We start from the raw sequence: 17,971 nt of genomic DNA, 5'->3' as shown, positions 1-17,971 counted from the left end.
CGCCACTGAGAGCGCAGTCATTCTGAGGTGCGAGCCGGAGGCGAGCCTCGAAGGATGCCCGTTGGCGCCGGCGCCCTCCTTCGTTGGCGCCGTCCTGAGACGCGGATGGCCGGATCACGTCCGGCCATGACGCTCCTGTTCGCTACGACTTCACCTTCACATAGCTGCCCGGCGCGTCCTCGATCGCCTTGTACGGGCCTTCGCCGGGGATGCGTTTGGCGGCGGAGACCTGCTTGCCGTCCTGCGCCTCGAGCCAGGCCAGCCAGTCCGGCCACCAGGAGCCGGGATGCATCTCGGCTTTGGCGATCCAGTCCTCCAGCTTTCCCGCCGCCGGCCCGCCGGTCCAGTACTGGTACTTGCCGCGCGCCGGCGGGTTGATGACGCCAGCGATATGGCCGGAGCCGGCCAGCACGAAGCGGCCGGGATTGCCGAATTTCTGCAGGCCGAGGAAAACCGACGCCGCCGGGGCGATATGGTCCTCGCGCGTCGCCACGCTGTACATCGGCAGGTCGATCGCCGTGAGGTCGAGCGTCTTGCCGGCCAGCATCAGGCTGCCCTGCGCCAGCTTGTTGTCGAGATAGCAATTGCGCAGATAGAACGAGTGATTGGCCGCCGGCAGCCGGGTCGAGTCCGAATTCCAGTACAGGATGTCGAACGGGAAGGGCGCCTGACCTTTCAGATAGTTGTTCACCACATAGGGCCAGATCAGGTCATTGGCCCGCAGCATGTTGAAGGCGTTGGCCATCTTGCGGCCTTCCATCACGCCCGATTCGAGCATCTTGCGCTCAAGGCTGGCGATCTGTTCCTCGTCGATGAACACTTTGAGGTCGCCGGCAAAGGTGAAGTCCACCTGGGTGGTCAGGAAGGTGGCGCTGGCGAGGCCGGGCTTTTTCCCGGTGGCGGCCAGCCAGGCCAGCGTCATCGCCAGCATGGTGCCGCCGACGCAATAGCCCACCGCGTGGAAATCCTTGCTGCGGGCCGCTTTCTTCGCCACTTCGAAGGCGGTGAGCACGCCGTCCTTCATATAGTCCTCGAAGCCCTTGGCGGCGAGTTCCGGGCCGGGATTGACCCACGACACCATGAACACGGTGAGCCCGTGCTCCACCGCCCAGCGCACGAAGGACTTTTCCGCCGTCAGGTCGAGCACGTAGAACTTGTTGATCCAGGGCGGGATGATGACGACCGGGGTCGCCAGCACCGTCTCGGTCTGCGGCGCATATTGGATGAGCTGCATCAGCTCGTTCTGGAAGATCACCTTGCCCGGCGTGACCGCCAGGTTCTCGCCGACGTGGAACTTGGAATCGTCGGTCTGGCGGATCTTCAGGTCGCCGCCGCCGGCCTCGATGTCCTCCGCCAGCATCTTCATGCCGCGCACCAGATTTTCGCCATTGGAGGTCAGCGTGGTGCGCAGCAGCTCGGGATTGGTCAGCACGAAATTGGAGGGCGAGACCGCGCCGGCGATCTGGCGAACATAGAACTCGGCCTTGTGCTTGGTGCGGGCGTCGATCTCGGCTTCCTCGACCATGTCCGCCGCCCAGTTGGCGGTGAGCAGGTAGGCCTGCTTGAGCGCGTCGAAGAAGGGATTGGAGTTCCATTCCGGGTCGGAAAAGCGCGAATCGCGCGTGGCCGGCTCCACCACGGGCCGGGTCTTCTCGCCGCCCAGCTTCTTCAGCGCGCTGGTCCACAAGTCGAGATAGCCGCCGATCAGGCGCGACTGCGCTTCCACCGTGCGCTGCGGGTCGGCGAGCCAGTATTCGGCGACGTTGCCGATGGTCTTGGCGACGTCGGCCAGATCCTCGGCCACCTCGTCGCGGATGCGCCCTTCCTCGCGCGGGCGCAGATAAGCGGCCATGGCCCGCCCGCCTTCCTCCATCATCCGCGCCAGATTGGCGGCGAAGATTTCGAGGTCGATCGGGCTTGTCCGGGCGGCATCGGCTGCGTCGGCCGTGGGGGCCCCAGCGGCGGCCGCGGCAGGTTTTGCCGGGGAGGGCGCAGGCGCCGGTGCGGCGGCCGCCGGCTTCGGTGCGGCCGCCTTGGCTGCGGGGGGACGCGGCGCCGCCGCCTTCGCCACCGGCCGGCGCGGGGCTCGGGCCGCCGGGGAACGCGGCGCCTTCGCCGGCGCCGGTGATTCGGGTGCGATCTTGCTTGCCGCCGGGGTCGCCGCCGCCTTCTTCGCGGCCACCTTGCGCGCTGGCGGTGCGGCGGCGGCCACAGCAGCAGGGGCCGGAGCCACGGGGGCCGCAGCGACTGGGGCGGCGACGGGCTTTGCCGCCGGTTTCCGCACGGCCTTCTTCTTCGCCGGGGCGGGAGCCTCCCGCACCTCGGCCGGGGCGGCGTTCGTCCCCGGCGCGGACTTTGCCGGTGTGGACGGTATCTTGCTGGTGCGTCGGTTGCTCACCGCTTGTCCCCGCGGGTTGGTGCGTTCATAGGTGGCCATAATAGACGCGCTATCGGACGCTAGCGAGTGCGTAACGGGCCGTACACGCGCACGCTGACGTTTGGGCAGGCCGACGGATCGGCATGCCGACGAACCGGCAGGCCGGCGCAGGGGAGGAGACCAGAGTGGGTCACGGGCAAGGCAGGCCGGCCGGCGGGGCTTTTTTCGCGCGGGTGCACATTCTTGCGAGCGCCGCCCTGGTGGCGCTGCTGCTGGCCGGCTGCGCCTCGGCGGACGGTCCCTCGGCGGGAATCACCGAGGCGGCACTGGCGCAGGGCAGCGTTGAAACAGCGGGGGCGCCCGCATCCGGCGCGGAGGCTGATCCGCGCATCGCCGCCGGCCAGTCGCGCGCCGCGCCGGCGCCAACAGGGCGCCAGAAGCCGGCCGAACTGGCCTATCCCACCTTCGGCGCCCCGGCCCAGGTTGGTGACCGGCCGGTGCTGACGCAGCAACAGCGGGACTCGATGCAGAAGAACCTGGAGAATCTCGCCAGCCAGCGCGAGAAGGACATGCTGCGGCAGATCGAGGCCGACGAATAGGCCGGCCGCCGCGCCGAGGGCACGATTACCATTCTTCTGCCCCTTTGGGCTGACATCCCTCGCTGTGCGGGCGCGCGAAGGGTGATATGAAGCGCGCGTGACGCCGCCGCCGGGGGATACGGGGCGGCCCTGGAGCTTGAGACCCATGACCGATTTCCATCGCATCCGCCGGCTGCCGCCTTACGTGTTCGAGCAGGTCAATCGTGTGAAGGCTGGCGCCCGCAATGGCGGCGCCGACATCGTCGACCTCGGCATGGGCAACCCGGATCTCGATGCCCCGGCCCATGTGGTGGACAAGCTCAAGGAAACCATCGGCCGCCCGCGCACCGATCGCTATTCCGCCTCCAAGGGCATTCCCGGCCTGCGCCGCGCGCAGGCGGCCTATTATGAGCGCCGCTTCGGCGTGAAGCTGAACCCCGACACCCAGGTGGTGGCGACGCTCGGCTCCAAGGAAGGCTTCGCCAATATGGCGCAGGCGATCACCGCCCCGGGCGACGTGATTCTGGTGCCGAACCCCAGCTACCCCATCCACGCCTTCGGCTTTCTGATGGCGGGCGCGGCGATCCGCTCCGTGCCCTGCGAGCCGGGACCGGAATTCTTCCACGCGCTGGAGCGGGCGGTGGCGCATTCGATTCCCTCGCCGCTAGCGCTGGTGCTCTGCTACCCGTCCAACCCTACCGCGCAGGTCGCCGATCTCGATTTTTACCGCGACGTCGTCGCCTTCGCGAAGAAGCACGACCTGATCGTGCTGTCCGACCTGGCCTATTCGGAAGTGTATTTCGATGACAACCCGCCGCCTTCCGTGCTGCAGGTGCCGGGCGCGATGGATGTGACGGTGGAGTTCACCTCCATGTCCAAGACCTTCTCCATGGCCGGCTGGCGCATGGGCTTCGCGGTGGGCAATGACCGGCTGATCGCGGCGCTGGCGCGGGTGAAATCCTATCTCGACTATGGCGCCTATACGCCGATCCAGGTCGCGGCCACGGCGGCGCTGAACGGCCCGCAGGACTGCGTCGCCGAGATGCGCAGTGTCTACAAGAAGCGCCGCGACGCGCTGGTCGACAGTTTCGGCAAGGCCGGCTGGGAGATTCCTGTTCCCACCGCCTCCATGTTCGCCTGGGCGCCGATCCCGGAAAAATTCCGCCACCTGCGCAGCCTCGAATTCTCCAAGCTGTTGATCGAAAAGGCGGACGTCGCCGTCGCGCCGGGCGTCGGCTTCGGCGAGCATGGCGACGACTATGTGCGTATCGCCCTTGTGGAGAACGAGCAGCGCATCCGCCAGGCGGCGCGCAACATCCGCCGCTTCCTTGAAACCGGCGCGGAAACATTGCACAACGTCGTCCCTCTCGCCGCGGCGCGTTAAGGCCCGGCCCCTTCGGGCGGCGCCGCATTCGGAACGTTTGTTGAGTTCGGACACACAATGGCGCCGCCGCTGAAAATTGGCATCGCCGGCCTCGGTACGGTCGGCGCGGGTGTGGTGCGTATGCTGGCCCGGCGGGCGGAGGCGATTGCCGCGCGCGTCGGCCGGCCGGTCGAAGTGGTGGCCATCAGCGCCCGCGACCGTTCGCGCAACCGCGATTGCGATCTTTCCGGCCTGCGCTGGTATGACGACGCGGTGGAACTTGCCCGCGACCCCGACATCGATGTCTTCGTCGAGCTGATCGGCGGGCCGGACGGCACCGCCAAGGCAGCGGTCGAGGCCGCGATCGCGGCGGGCCATTCCGTCGTCACCGCCAACAAGGCGCTGCTCGCCCATCATGGCGTCGCGCTCGCCGCTGCCGCCGAGGCAGCGGGCGTCGCCATCCATTTCGAGGCGGCCGTCGCGGGTGGCATTCCCGTCATCAAAACCCTGCGCGAGGCGCTGCTCGGCAACGAGATCGCCCGCGTCTCCGGCATTCTCAACGGCACCTGCAACTACATCCTGACAAGGATGCAGGAGGAGGGGCTGTCCTTCGATATCTGCCTCGACCAGGCGCAGAAGCTCGGCTATGCCGAGGCAGACCCGACCTTCGATGTCGACGGCTTCGACACCGCCCACAAGCTGGCTTTGCTTGCCGCGCTGGCTTTCGGCGTGCAGCCGGACCCGGAGGCGATCCATATCGAGGGCATCCGCTCGATCACGCTGGCCGATATCGAGGCGGCGGACGAGCTGGGCTACCGGATCAAGCTGCTCGGCGTCGCCGCCCGAATCGGCGGGCAGGTGGAGCTGCGCGTGCATCCCACCATGGTGCCTAAACATTGGCCGATCGCGCAGGTCTCCGGCGTCACCAACGCGGTGGCGATCGACGGCGACGCGGTGGCGCTGACGCTTGTCGGCCCCGGCGCCGGCGGCGATGCCACCGCCTCCGCCGTGGTCGCGGACCTGTGCGATGCCGCAGCGGCAAGGGGCGGAGCGCCTTTCGGCTGGAAGGCGTCGAGCCTGCAGCCGGCCGAGAAGGCGGCGATCCGCCGTCACGAGGGCGGCTATTATATCCGCCTCGCCGCGGTCGACCGGCCCGGAACGGCGGCAGCCATTGCCCGACATATGGCCGAGCAGAACATCTCGCTCGAGTCCATAATGCAGCACCGTCGCGGCCGGCCTCATGGTGGGGAGCGCGCGGAAAGCGCGGAGAACCCGGCACCTGTGGTGCTGGTCACCTATGCCACCAATGAGGACGCGGTGCGCCGCGCGATCGAGGCCATCGAGATCGATGGCGTCATCGCCTCGCCGCCGCAGGTGATACGGATCGAGAAGGACTGAGGGGGCGGGGACGATGGCGGAGATTAGGGTCAAGGCGGACCAGGCGCTGGAGCGCATCCTGACGTTAGAGCTGGTGCGCGTCACCGAGCGCGCGGCGGTGGCATCGGCCAGCCTGCGCGGGCGCGGCGACGAGAAGGCGGCGGACAAGGCGGCGGTGGACGCCATGCGCCGCGAGCTGAACCGCCTGCCGATCGCCGGCCGCATCGTCATCGGCGAGGGCGAGCGCGACGAGGCGCCGATGCTGTTCATCGGCGAGGAGGTCGGCACCGGCAAGGGCCCGGCGGTGGACATCGCTGTCGACCCGCTGGAAGGCACCACGCTGTGCGCCAAGGACATGCCCGGCTCCATCGCCGTGATGGCGATGGCCGAGGGCGGCACCATGCTCTACGCGCCCGACGTCTACATGGAAAAGATCGCCATCGGCCCGGGCTACCCCAAGGGCACGATCAACATCGACGCCAGCCCCGAGGACAACATCCAGTCGCTGGCCCGAGCCAAGGGCGTGAAGCCCTCCGAGATCACCGCGCTGATCCTCGACCGGCCGCGCCATGCCGCCATCATCGAGGCGGCTCGCCGCACCGGCGCGGCAGTGCAGCTGATTGCCGATGGCGACGTCGCCGGCGTGATCCACACCACCAATCCTGACGAGACCGGCATCGACATCTATCTCGGCACTGGCGGCGCCCCCGAGGGCGTGCTGGCGGCGGCGGCGCTGCGCTGCATCGGCGGCGAGATGTATACCCGCCTCATCCTCGACAGCGAGGCCAAGCGCGAGCGCGCCAAGAAGATGGGCGTCTCCGACCCGAAGAAGATCTACACCATCACCGACATGGTGCGCGGCGACTGCCTGATCGCCGCCACCGGCGTGACCACCGGCAATCTGCTCAAGGGCGTGAAATATGAGCGCGGCGTGGTGAAGACCCACACCGTCGTCATGCGCTCGGCCACCGGCACGGTGCGCTGGATCGAGGCCGAGCACCGCGACCTTTCCAAGTTCCATCTCGGCTGAGGCTGTCCCCTGTCATCCCGGACGGCCGAAGGCCGATCCGGGATCGCGTGCCGAGGGGAGAGCGATCGCGCCTTTCCACCGCGCGCCGGCCGGGATGACGAGATCGACCATTCGGGGCGCTTCGGCGCCCCGTTTTCATTTCGCCGTGCGGTGCAGGGCGCCTGAACGCCGGCCCTCATCGCGCGCTTTGGTCGCGGCTCGGTGTGATGTATACCAGAGCCGTGCGCAGGCGCGCCCGCGAGGAGCGCCCCGCACCCGAACGCCAAGCCAATTGCCAAGGGAACGACCCATCATGACCGCTCCTCATTCGCTGCTTCCGCCCCTGCTGACCCAGATCGACGCGCTGATCGGCGCCGAGAAGTACCAGGAGGTCGCCGAGGCCTATACGGCCTTCGTCAAGGAGCACCCGACCACCAATTACCTCGCCTCCGAGCCGATCCCGTTCAAGCTGAACGTCGCCTTCTCCACGAAGTACGGCTCTTCCGCCACCAACACCTTCACCCTGCGCAACACCACCTGGGCCTCGGATGTGAAGGCCGCGCTCAAGGCCGGCCCGAGCGACTTCGCCGCGCTGGTCGCCAAATATGAGGGCGAGATCGCCGAACTCGCCAAGGGCGCCAAGAAGGTCGCGTGAGCCACTGAAAGCTGCGCATCGTCTGCGGAAAGGCCGGCCTCGCGCCGGCCTTTTTTGTGTCGCGGCCGCAGTGCCGGATGTCTATTCCAGGCGGCGCGAAAACAGAGCGCGGTCATGGTCGGGCTTGGCCCGGCCATGACCGCGGGCGGTTCCCCCGTGTCCCGGATCGGCGCCGCGCGGGCGCGGCTTGTCCGGGATACGGGGCGGGTTTTGCAGGCCGTGGGCGCGGCCTTTGCGGGACGCGGCGTTCTCACCCCGCCCGCGCCACATCCTTCAGGAACGTGTCCACGCCGAGCCGCACCATCTCCGGCTGCCAGGCGTGCGGGCCGGGGTGCTCGACATAGGTCAGCTCATAGCCGGCCGGGCGCAGCTTGGCGGCGTGGGAGCGGCCGGCGGTGCTGATCGGCGTCTGGGTGTCGTTCTGGCCGTGGGCGATGAACACCTTGGGTGCTCCCTCCTGCGCCAGCACGGTCATGAAGCCGGCGGAGAAGGCGAGGATGTGGCTGACGATCCGCCCATTGCTCAGCCCGGTGGAGAGCGAATAGCTGCCCCCATCCGAATGGCCGGCAAAGGCGAAATGGGTGGGGTCGAGCGCGAAACGCGCGGCCACCTCGGCCAGCGCGGTGTCCAGCCGCTCCAGGTCCGGCCCGTTGCCGGCGATCACGATGTCCCAGGTCGGCAGCAGCGATTGCGGCACCAGCAGCAGGAAGCCGCGCGCCTGCGCATGCGCGTGCATCATCGGCAGGATTTTTTCGGCGCTGCCGCCGCCGCCATGGAACAGCGTGACCAGCGGCGTCGGGCGGGCGGGGTCGATTCCCTCCGGCACGACCAGCACGGCGTCGCGAGTCTCGAACAGGCCGAGATCATGACGGCCGGGCGCGAGCGCCGGCTTGGTCGGGGCGGCATGGGTGAAGGCGAGGCGGCCGAGGAGCGACAGGTTCAGCATGGCGCGCACCATAATGTTCCCGCCCGTGTGTGCAACCCGGCGGGTTGCCGCGTCATGAGGGCCGCGCAGGGCAGGCATGGCGCTGCGGGTCTTTGCAGATGCCGGGCGGTGGACTATCAGCCGATCTGCCGACACGCGACTCGCCGCGTGCGGTGCGCGGCCCGCCCCGGGGCCGTCCTGTCGTCTCCTGCCGCCGCCGGTTCTCGATGCCGTTCACGCACAAGCTGCTCGCCCTCGCCGTCATCGGCGTCTGGGCGCTGAACATGATTGCCGTGAAGCTCGGCATCGCGGAAATCCCGCCCATGATGATGAGCGCGCTGCGCTTCACGCTCGTGTCGGTGCTGCTGTGCCCGGTGCTGCGCATCACGCGCGACCAGTTCCTTGGCGTGCTGTTGGTGTCCTTCACCTTCGGCACGATGCATTTCGGCCTGCTGTTCGCCGCGCTGGCCAATTCCGAGGCCGGCACCAGCGCCGTCATCATCCAGCTCGGCGCGCCGATCGCCACCGTGCTGGCCTGCCTGGTGCTGAAGGAGCCGCTCGGCAAGGTCCGGCTGGCCGGCCTTCTCGTCTCGGTGGCCGGCATCGGGCTGATCGCCGCCGGGCCGACCCTGCCGCCGCCGCTCTCGCTGGTGCTGCTGCTGGCCAGCGCCACCGGCTGGGCGGTGACGAACCTCATCGTCAAGGAGCTGAAGGGCGTGCGGCCGATGACCATGATGGGCTGGTCCTCGCTGCTGGCGATCCCGCAATTGCTTGTTATGTCGTGGATCTTTGAATCCGACCGCTGGTGGATGGTGACGACGGCCGGCTGGCATGGCTGGTTCTGCGTGGTCTACAGCGCCATCGGCTCGTCGATCATCGGCTACGGCATCTGGTACTGGCTGCTGCAGCGCCATTCGATCAACGCGGTCGTGCCCTATTCGATGCTCAACCCGCTGCTCACGGTGGCGTTCGGCATCCTTCTGATCGGCGACGATCCCTCGCCGGTGAAGATGATCGGCGCGCTTGTCATGGTGGCGGGCGTCGCCCTCATTCTGCGCCGACCGCGCAACCTTCCCGATCCGACGCTGCCCGACACGGCGTGAACGCGCGAAGGCCGGCGCGTTGCCGCCCCGGCCCCGATGTCACCCGCGAAGGCGGCTTACTTCGCCTTCAGGAAATCGCCCACTTCCAGCAGGATCAGCTCATTGTCATCCGCCTTCGCCGGGTCGCGCGAGGAGGAAAAGGGCAGGTTGTTGTCGTTGCCGACCACGATGTGGGTGGCGTCGACCACGTCGACATTCTCGATGGTGAAGAAGGGGAAGGTCAGCACGCCGTCATTGAGCGGCTTGCGGGCGAGCTTGTCCGGGTCGGCGATCTTCATCAGGTCGATATGGCCGATCTTACGCACCGGCTGGCCGGCATTGGCGTCGGTCAGCTCGATCTTGACGATGCGCTTGAACTTGGCGAGGTCGTGGAAGCAGTCCGGCCCCTTGGTCCCGGAGGCGCAGGCCTTGTCTTGCGTGCCCTCGCCATTGTCGCGCTCGATGATGAGGCCGGTGGTGCCGTCGATCATGTTGAAATCGCCGATGGCGTTGCCGTTCTGCTCCAGAACGTACTGCCACATGCGCCCCGTCCACTTCTCAGCGGCGACGTCGAATTCGAGGATCGGCAGGAATTCCTTGCCGTCCGCTGTCTTCTGCCAGTCCTTCTTGTCCGCGTCCCACAGCGGGCCTTCCAGAAGGGCGTACAGATACTTGCCATCCTTGGAGGCGGCCATGCCCTCATAGCCCTTGGAACGGCGGGCATTGAAGGTGGCGGGCGCGTTCGGCGCGGCGGGGGAGGCGACGGCGTAATGGTCGGGCGAGCGCACCGGCGTCTCGCCGGCCACGGTCTCGAACACCGCCTGCACCTTGCCGGTCTTGTCGGCCTTGATCAGGTAGGGGCCGAACTCCTCGCCGATCCAGAGCTGGTCACCGATGATCTGGAAGCTCTCAATGTCGAAATCGGCGCCGGTGAGGTAGCGCTTTTCCGTGCCTTCATGAACGATGCGGAACGGCACCTTCTTGTCGGGATCGGTGAGGAACACCGTCTCGATCGGCTGGAAGGCGCCGGTCGCCCAGTCCACTGTGTAGTGGCGCAGGAACAGCGCCGCGTCCGGGCTGTTGGCCTTCGAGCCGAAGCCGTTGTCGGTGATGATCCAGAAGCTGCCGTCCGGCATCACCTTGATGCCGGAATGGCCCTGCACCGGCTGGCCCTGGAACGGCACCGAGACGCCGGTGGGGCGGCCGGCTGACTTGCCTTCCACCGTGCCAACCGCCTCGACGCGGGTGCCTGACGTGAACTTGCCGGAGACCTTGAGGTCGGCGGGCGCGTCGTCCGGCATGGCGATAAAGGTCTGCGCCGGCAGCACGGCGTGGCCGGCCAGCGTAGCGGGAAAGGCCTCGTCGGCGCGCAGGCCGGTGGAGCCAAGGACCATCGCCGCGAGGGCGACGCCGGCGAGCAGGCAGGGGCGGAGGACGGGGAGGGCCATGGCGCTTCTCCTTTGGGGGGCAAGAGAGATCGGCAATGCCTGAGGTCGGCAATGCCGAGCTGCCTTCCTGACCCCTGCCCATGTCGGGCGCGCAACGGCGCGATGACAGATAAATGAACCGCGCGGCCCATCCCCGGCGGCGCGAAGGCCGGCCGACGCGGCATGGCTCTCGACGCGGGCGCGTTGTTCGGGCTTATCCTGCGCCCCATGAGTCTCGTCCTTCCCACCGCCGCCCCGCCGCCGCGTCCCTTTCTCGGCGTCTCCCGCTCCGCCACCGGCCGCTTCTGGCGCGAGCGGCTGGACGCGCGCGGGGCGCAGACCACGCTCGCCATCGTGCAGCGCCACGGCGTGCCGGAGATTCTGGCCCGGGTGCTGGCCGGGCGCGGCGTCGCCATCGACGCCGTCGAGGCCTGGCTCGACCCGACGGTGAAGCGCCTGCTGCCCGACCCCGACACGCTGACCGACATGGCGCCCTGCGTCGCCCGCCTCGCCGATGCGGTGATGCGGGGCGAGAAGGTGGCGGTGTTCGGCGATTATGATGTTGACGGCGCCACCGCCACCGCCCTGCTGGTGGAGGTGCTGAGCGCCGGCGGGCTGGACCCGGCCTTCCACATCCCCGACCGCATCTTCGAGGGCTATGGCCCCAACATCCCCGCCATCGAGGCGCTGGCCGAGCGCGGGGCGACGCTGCTGGTCACGGTGGATTGCGGCACGATGAGCTTTGAGCCCTTCGCCCGCGCCCGCGAGCTGGGTCTCGACGTGGTGGTGATCGACCATCACCAGGCGGGCGAGGAACTGCCCGAGGTGGCTGCGCTGGTGAACCCCAACCGCGCCGACGACCTTTCCGGCCTCGGCCATCTGTGCGCCGTCGGCCTCGTCTTCGTCGTTGCCGTCGGGCTGCTGCGCGAGCTGCGCCAGCGCGGCTGGTGGACCAAAGAGCGGCCGGCGCCGGACCTGCTCGCCAGCCTCGACCTCGTGGCGCTGGGCACGGTGGCGGATGTGGTGCCCCTCCTCGGGCTCAACCGCGCCTATGTCACCAAGGGGCTGATCCAGCTGCGCAAGCGCGAGCGGCCGGGGCTGACCGCGCTGATGGACGCGGCCCGGCTCTCGGGCCCCCCCAAGGCGTGGCATCTCGGCTTCCTGCTCGGGCCGCGCATCAATGCCGGCGGGCGTATCGGCGATGCCACGCTCGGCACAAGGCTGCTGCTCACCCGCGACCCGATCGAAGCGCAGAAGATCGCCGCCGAGCTCGACCGGCTCAACGCCGAGCGCCAGCAGGTGGAACGCGCCATCGTCGCCGAGGCGGAGGCGGAGGCCGAGGCGGCGCTGGGCCTCGCCGGCGTCGGGGCGGTGGTGCTCTCCAGCGGGCAGGGCTGGCACCCCGGCGTGGTCGGCCTGGTTGCGGCGCGGTTGAAGGAAAAATTCGGCCGCCCCGCCTTCGCCATCGCCTTCACCGGCGAGACCGGCGCCGGCTCGGCCCGTTCCATCCCCGGCGTCGATGTCGGCCGGGCGGTGCGCGGGGCGGTGGAGGCCGGCATATTGGTGAAGGGCGGCGGCCATGCCATGGCGGCGGGCCTCACCATCGCGCGCGGCCGTCTCGGCGATCTGCGCGCCTATCTCGAACAGGCGCTGACGGCGACGGTGGAGAAGGCGCGGGCGGTGGACGAGATCCTGATCGACGGTGCCCTCTCGGCGGCCGGGGCGACGCCCGAGCTGGTGGAACTGATGGAGCGGGCCGGGCCCTTCGGCGCCGGCAACCCGCAGCCGGTCTTCGCCTTTCCTGCCCATCGCGTGGTCTATGCCGAGGCGGGCAGCGCCGGCCAGATCCGCGTGCGCCTGCGCAGCACTGATGGGGCGACGATATCAGGCGTCGTGTTCCGCGCCGTCGACACCCCGCTCGGCAATGCGCTGCTGGAGGCGCGCGGGCAATTGCTGCATGTGGCGGGCACGCTTGATCTGGACTCCTGGCAGGGCCGGACCCAGGTGAGCCTGCGCATATCAGACGCCTGCTCCCCCGAAATCGGCTGACGCATCATGAGCTTGGGGCAGGATCTGGAATCAGGCAATGAGCGACCCGCTCAGGCGTCGTCATCCCCGGGCTTGACCCGGGGATCCACGGCTATGCGCGTCCCGCACGCCGTGATGGACGGGGCGGGCCCGGCCTCGAGCGCCGCAACGGCATCCCGGAATCGGTGTTTCAACCGCCGCCCGCAAGCCTCGGGCGCGACTCGGCAATCCGGACGCGGCTCACATTGAATCGGAAGCTGAGCCCGTGACGCCAAAGGCTGGAAACGATTCGCGAAATCCGCTCATCGCCATCATCGGCGCCGGCCCGGCCGGGCTTATGGCGGCGGAGGTGCTGGCGGGCGCCGGCTGCGAGGTGACGCTCTATGACCGCATGCCGTCCCCGGCGCGAAAATTCCTCATCGCCGGGCGCGGCGGGCTGAACCTCACCCATTCCGAGCCGCGCGCACCCTTCCTCGCCCGCTACGGCACGGCGGCCGATTGGCTGGCGCCGATCCTCGACGCCTTTCCGCCCGCCCGACTGCGGGACTGGGCGGAGGGGCTGGGCGAGCCGATTTTCGTCGGCTCCAGCGGGCGGGTGTTCCCGCGCAGCTTCAAGGCCTCGCCGCTGCTGCGGGCCTGGCTGGCGCGGCTCGACGGTCTCGGCGTGGTGCTGAAGAGTCGCCACCGCTGGCTTGGCTGGAACCGCGAGGGCGCGCTGCGCCTTGCCGGGCCGGAGGGCGAAATGGAGGTGGCGGCCGGGGCCGTCCTGCTCGCGCTCGGCGGCGCCAGCTGGCCGCGGCTCGGCAGCGATGGCAGCTGGGCGGACCTTCTGTGGGAGCAGGGGGTGGAGATCGCCCCGCTGCGCCCGGCCAATAGCGGCGTGCGGATCGACTGGTCGGCGCCGTTCCGCGCCCGCTTCGCCGGCGCGCCGCTCAAGCGCATCGCGCTCTCCTTGGGGGCGACGCGCGTGCGCGGCGAGGCGATGATCGACGGCGCCGGGCTGGAGGGCGGCGCGGTCTATGCGCTTTCCGCCGTCCTGCGCGAGGCGATCGCACGCGAGGGCGCGGCCACTCTCCTGGTCGACCTGCGCCCGGATGTGGCGGCCGACGCGCTGGCCGTGCGGCTGGCGGCCAGCCGCAAGGGCGAATCCATGTCCAACCGCCTGCGCAAGGCCGCCGGCCTCTCCCCCGCCGCCGCCGGCTTGCTGCGCGAGGCCGGGCCGCTGCCGGCCGATCACGCCGCGCTGGCGGCGCGGATCAAGGCGCTGCCGCTCGCAGCCACTGGCATGGCCGGGCTGGAGCGGGCGATCTCCACCGCCGGCGGCGTCACCCGCGCCATGATGGATGACCAGCTGATGCTGAAGGCGCGGCCGGGCGTGTTTGTCGCTGGCGAGATGCTGAACTGGGAGGCGCCGACGGGGGGCTATCTGCTGCAGGCCTCGTTTGCCACCGGCCATTCCGCCGCCTGCGGGATGCTGGCGCGGCTCGGCCTTGGCCAGCCGGCGCCGTGGCGCGGCCGATGGGAAGCGGGGGCGGCGGCTGTGGCCGAGGAGTGGTCGCGGGACGACGGCTGAGGGAGCGCGTGCCGTCGTCCCGCGTGGTTCACGAGACCTGCCGGGAAGTGGCCTCGCGAAATCGGTGCCGGTGGGAGCGGGTGCCGCTTGATGTATTCGCGGCTTCTCTCCGGCGTTGGTGGGATGAATACGCGGGTTCGTCGTCACGAACAATGATTATCTTCCAGTATTGTTATAGTTCTAAACTAATGGTCGGCGTTTTACTTGCGCCAGCCGGGGTGGCGGGGGCGGGTGGGCCCGCTTGCGCCGGGACGGCGGCGGGCTTACCTGCTGGCGGGGAGCGCTCCCTTGCGGGCGGGGGCGGCGCGAATGTGCAGGAGGCACGATGGCACGTCTGTTCTTCCGCCGGGGCGCCAGCGCCGAGGCGGCACCCGACGCCGCCCGCGAGCTGGCCGCCAAGGCGCGGCTCATCCTCGGGGTGGACGAGGAAACCACCATTTCCATCAGCGAGATCGCCTGTGGCGACCCGGCCTGCGGCGGCGCGGAGACGGTGGTGCTGGTGATGCGGCCCGGCCAGCGCACCGAGGCGGCCAAGTTGATGAAGCCGCTGTCGACCGTCACCGATGCGGAGCTGGCGGAAGCGCTCCAGCCTCTGTGTGACGTTGCGTCATCGTCGACGGCGTGACTGAAAGTATTTTTGCTGCAGGTTTGTGATGGCGCTTAGATTTCGGCCGTTGTTTTAAAGTGAAACAATTCTAATCTGAGGCCGAACACTTGCAGTCGATTTCGGCCGTGGCGTAGGAGTCTCCCGCTAAGGCGCCCGGGGGCGCGGAAGGAGACCATCCATGCGAGCCAGATCACTGTTCGCCGTGCCGCTCGTCGCGGCCCTTGCGCTGGGGGCGGCCTTTGCCGCCGGCCCGGCCGCCGCCGACACTCCGGCGCCGAAGGTGAAGGACATTGTCGCCACCTATGCCGACATTGCCGAGGCGATGTACACCGACAGCCTGACCACCGCCAAGGCGCTGCAGGGCGCGGTGAACACCCTCATCGCCACCCCGACCGAGGCCAATCTCGACGCCGCCAAGGCGGCCTGGAAGGCCGCGCGCGTGCCCTACCAGCAGACCGAGGGCTTCCGCTTCGGCAACGCCATCGTCGACGAGTGGGAAGGCCGCGTGAACGCCTGGCCGCTGGATGAAGGCCTGATCGACTATGTCGACAAGAGCTATGGCGATACGTCCGACGAGAACCCGCTCTACACCGCCAATGTGATCGCCAACACCAAGATCCGGGTCGGCAAGAAGACCATCGACGCCACCAACATCACCCCGAAGCTGCTCGACAGCCTGCAGGAGGCCGGCGGCGTCGAATCCAACGTCGCCATCGGCTACCACGCCATCGAATTCCTGCTCTGGGGTCAGGACCTCAACGGCACGGGTCCGGGCGCCGGCAAGCGCCCCGTCACCGATTACGACACCGCCAATTGCAGCAACGGCCATTGCGAGCGCCGCGCGGCCTATCTCAAGGCCGCCACCGACCTCTTGGTGTCCGACCTCGAAGACATGGCCAAGTGGTGGGGCAAGAAGGGCAAGGCCCGCGCCGCCGTGGCGAAGCAGAAGGACAAGGCCGCGCTCGGCACCATCCTCACCGGCCTCGGCTCGCTCTCCTATGGCGAACTAGCGGGTGAGCGGATGAAGCTCGGCCTCATCCTGCACGACCCGGAAGAGGAGCATGACTGCTTCTCCGACAACACCCACAATTCGCACTATTACGACGAGGTCGGCATCGCCGCGATCTATCGCGGCAAATACACCCGCGTCGACGGCTCCGTTGTCGAGGGCGCGTCGGTCGCGGCCTATGCCAATGCCAAGGCGCCGAAGGCGGCCGCCGAGGCCGAGGCCAAGATCGACGCCGCGCTGGCGGCGCTGAAGGCGATCAAGGACGAGGCCGACAGCGGCAAGCAGGCCTATGACCAGATGATCGGCGAAGGCAATGCCGAGGGCAACGCACTGGTGCAGAAGGGTGTCGATTCGCTCGTCGCCCAGACCCGCGCCCTGGAAGGCGTGGTCGGCGCGCTCAAGCTCAAGATCAAGGTCGAGGGCTCGGACAGCCTGGACGATCCCTCCAAGGTCGGCGAGTGAGCGCGACATGAACAGCGGCGGCGCGGGTTTCTCGCGCCGCGCCTTCCTTGGCGCGGGCGCGGCGATCGGTGGGCTGGCCCTGCTCGCGCCGACCCGCGCCGGCGTCGCCCGCGCGGCCGCGCCGTTCGAGCCGACCCGCGAGGTGACGCTCACCGCCGGCGAGATGGAACTGAAGCTCCTCGGCCCGGACAAGCCCGCGACCCGCATCCTCGCCTATGACTGCACCCCGTTCCAGACGCTGCGTATGCCGCGTGGCACGCGGCTGAAGGCGACCTTCGTCAACGGCATCGACGAGGGCTCCACCCTGCATTTCCACGGCATCCGCATGCCGAACGAATATGACGGCGTACCCACGCTCACCCAGCCTCTGGTGCAGCCGGGCAGCCGCTTCGTGCACCTGCTGCCGCTGGACGATCCCGGTACCTTCTTTTTCCATCCCCATTGCGACGAGACCGGGCAGGCCGGCATGGGCCTTGCCGGCGTGCTGATCGTCGAGGACACGCGGGACCCGGCCTTCGATGCCGAGCATGTGCTGTGCCTGAAGGATTGGCGCCTCGCGCCGGATGGCAGCTTCCTCCCCCTCACCGAGCCGGAGGGCGCCTCGAAGGCCGGCACCTTCGGCGCGACCCGCACCGTCAACGGCGCCGCCGCGCTGGAGCTGAAGGCGCCCGCCGGCGGCCACGCGCGCCTGCGTATCCTCAACATCGATTCCACCCGCATCATGGATATCGGCGTGGAGGGCGGCGACGCCTGGCTCATCGCCGTCGATGGCCATGCTTTGCCCCCGGTGCGGCTCGACGATCTGCCGGACGGTATCTGGCGCATGGGCCCGGCTCAGCGTATCGACCTCGACATCCGCATGCCGGCCGACGGCTCGCCGGTGACGCTGGGCGATTACCGCGCCGCCGACATCTACCACTTCGCCACCCTCACCGCCGAGGGCCGGGTGAGCAAGCCGCGAAAGGGTCCGCTGGCCCTGCCAAAGGCGGATCTGCCCCAGCCCGACATGAAGCGGGCGGCGCGGCTCTCCTTCACCCTGCAGCAGGCGACCGGTCAGGCGGTGAAGGAAATCGCCCTGCCGGCGGATGATCCGCTCGCCACGGCGCTGATCGACAGCCTGTGCGTCGGCGCGACCACCTATTGGGGCATCCAGTCCGAATCCTGGCCCACCGGCGCCAACCGCAGCGTGCCGCCGCCGCTCGCCCGCATGACGACCGGCACGTCTTATGTGGTCGAGATCAAGAACGAGACGCGCTTTCCCCATCCCGTCCATCTGCACGGCCATGCCTTCGAGGTGCGGGCCTCCAGCCTCGATCGCCTGCCGCGCCACTTCGCCGATACGGTGCTGGTGCAGCCCGGCGAGGCGGTCGAGATCGCCTTCGTCGCCGCCCCCGGTGACTGGGTGTTTCACTGCCACATCCTGGAGCATATGGAGACCGGGATGATGGGCTGGTTCCGGATCGTGTGATGGCGGGCGGACAGCATCCCCATTGTGAAGC

15 protein-coding genes are annotated in these 17,971 nt (G+C 68.9%); 12 read left to right on the top strand and 3 right to left on the bottom strand.

Going from position 1 to position 17,971, the window contains the following annotated elements; all coding sequences use genetic code 11:
• Positions 1-142: 142 nt before the first annotated feature.
• Positions 143-1,912 carry a class I poly(R)-hydroxyalkanoic acid synthase gene (gene phaC, locus J2S76_RS03795; protein WP_503128592.1) on the bottom strand — a complete coding sequence of 590 codons (1,770 nt, stop codon included), beginning with the start codon at positions 1,910-1,912 and terminating at the stop codon, positions 143-145.
• Between phaC and J2S76_RS03790 the strand changes: the two genes are divergently transcribed.
• The 6 genes from J2S76_RS03790 to J2S76_RS03765 all read left to right on the top strand — a co-directional run bounded on the left by J2S76_RS03790 (position 1,851) and on the right by J2S76_RS03765 (position 7,359).
• The gene (locus J2S76_RS03790; protein WP_307057604.1) at positions 1,851-2,429 is read left to right on the top strand and encodes a hypothetical protein; all 579 of its coding nucleotides are present in this window, start codon (positions 1,851-1,853) and stop codon (positions 2,427-2,429) included. The two genes, phaC and J2S76_RS03790, sit on opposite strands and share 62 nt — an antisense overlap.
• 133 nt (positions 2,430-2,562) lie before the next feature.
• Positions 2,563-2,976: a hypothetical protein gene (locus tag J2S76_RS03785; protein WP_307057602.1), complete on the top strand. Its 414-nt coding sequence runs from the start codon at positions 2,563-2,565 to the stop codon at positions 2,974-2,976.
• Between the two features lie 145 nt (positions 2,977-3,121).
• Positions 3,122-4,339, top strand: coding sequence for an LL-diaminopimelate aminotransferase (locus J2S76_RS03780; RefSeq protein ID WP_307057600.1), 1,218 nt, complete (start codon positions 3,122-3,124; stop codon positions 4,337-4,339).
• A gap of 57 nt (positions 4,340-4,396) precedes the next feature.
• Positions 4,397-5,716: a homoserine dehydrogenase gene (locus J2S76_RS03775; RefSeq protein WP_307057598.1), complete on the top strand. Its 1,320-nt coding sequence runs from the start codon at positions 4,397-4,399 to the stop codon at positions 5,714-5,716.
• 13 nt (positions 5,717-5,729) lie between these two features.
• Complete coding sequence (gene glpX, locus J2S76_RS03770; protein WP_018390525.1) at positions 5,730-6,725, top strand: class II fructose-bisphosphatase; 996 nt, start codon at positions 5,730-5,732, stop codon at positions 6,723-6,725.
• 292 nt (positions 6,726-7,017) lie between these two features.
• Complete coding sequence (locus J2S76_RS03765; RefSeq protein WP_307057596.1) at positions 7,018-7,359, top strand: hypothetical protein; 342 nt, start codon at positions 7,018-7,020, stop codon at positions 7,357-7,359.
• Between the two features lie 250 nt (positions 7,360-7,609).
• Here the strand turns inward: J2S76_RS03765 and J2S76_RS03760 are convergent, their stop codons facing one another.
• A complete protein-coding gene (locus J2S76_RS03760) occupies positions 7,610-8,317 on the bottom strand; it encodes an alpha/beta hydrolase (RefSeq protein ID WP_307057594.1) in 708 nt (235 codons plus the stop codon).
• 194 nt (positions 8,318-8,511) lie between these two features.
• On the opposite strand from J2S76_RS03760, the gene J2S76_RS03755 reads away from it, so the two are divergent.
• On the top strand, positions 8,512-9,387 hold the full coding sequence (locus tag J2S76_RS03755; protein ID WP_307057592.1) for a DMT family transporter: 876 nt from the start codon (positions 8,512-8,514) through the stop codon (positions 9,385-9,387).
• Between the two features lie 56 nt (positions 9,388-9,443).
• Here the strand turns inward: J2S76_RS03755 and J2S76_RS03750 are convergent, their stop codons facing one another.
• Positions 9,444-10,814, bottom strand: a complete 1,371-nt coding sequence (locus tag J2S76_RS03750) for an esterase-like activity of phytase family protein (protein WP_370874686.1) — start codon at positions 10,812-10,814, stop codon at positions 9,444-9,446.
• A gap of 162 nt (positions 10,815-10,976) precedes the next feature.
• On the opposite strand from J2S76_RS03750, the gene recJ reads away from it, so the two are divergent.
• From recJ to J2S76_RS03725, 5 genes are all read left to right on the top strand, one after another.
• Positions 10,977-12,842 (top strand): single-stranded-DNA-specific exonuclease RecJ, encoded by a 1,866-nt coding sequence (gene recJ / locus J2S76_RS03745; RefSeq protein WP_370874685.1) that lies wholly within the window; start codon positions 10,977-10,979, stop codon positions 12,840-12,842.
• 244 nt (positions 12,843-13,086) lie between these two features.
• Positions 13,087-14,394: a TIGR03862 family flavoprotein gene (locus J2S76_RS03740; protein ID WP_307057590.1), complete on the top strand. Its 1,308-nt coding sequence runs from the start codon at positions 13,087-13,089 to the stop codon at positions 14,392-14,394.
• Between the two features lie 325 nt (positions 14,395-14,719).
• Positions 14,720-15,019, top strand: a complete 300-nt coding sequence (locus J2S76_RS03735; RefSeq protein ID WP_307057588.1) for a hypothetical protein — start codon at positions 14,720-14,722, stop codon at positions 15,017-15,019.
• A 160-nt stretch (positions 15,020-15,179) separates the two neighbouring features.
• Complete coding sequence (locus tag J2S76_RS03730) at positions 15,180-16,472, top strand: imelysin family protein (protein WP_307057586.1); 1,293 nt, start codon at positions 15,180-15,182, stop codon at positions 16,470-16,472.
• A 7-nt stretch (positions 16,473-16,479) separates the two neighbouring features.
• Complete coding sequence (locus tag J2S76_RS03725) at positions 16,480-17,940, top strand: multicopper oxidase family protein (protein WP_307057585.1); 1,461 nt, start codon at positions 16,480-16,482, stop codon at positions 17,938-17,940.
• The last annotated feature ends 31 nt before the right edge of the window (positions 17,941-17,971 follow it).

The organism is Ancylobacter vacuolatus, assembly GCF_030813595.1.
Taxonomy (GTDB): Bacteria; Pseudomonadota; Alphaproteobacteria; order Rhizobiales; family Xanthobacteraceae; genus Ancylobacter; species Ancylobacter vacuolatus.
This window is presented reverse-complemented; position numbering and strand designations above follow the sequence as displayed.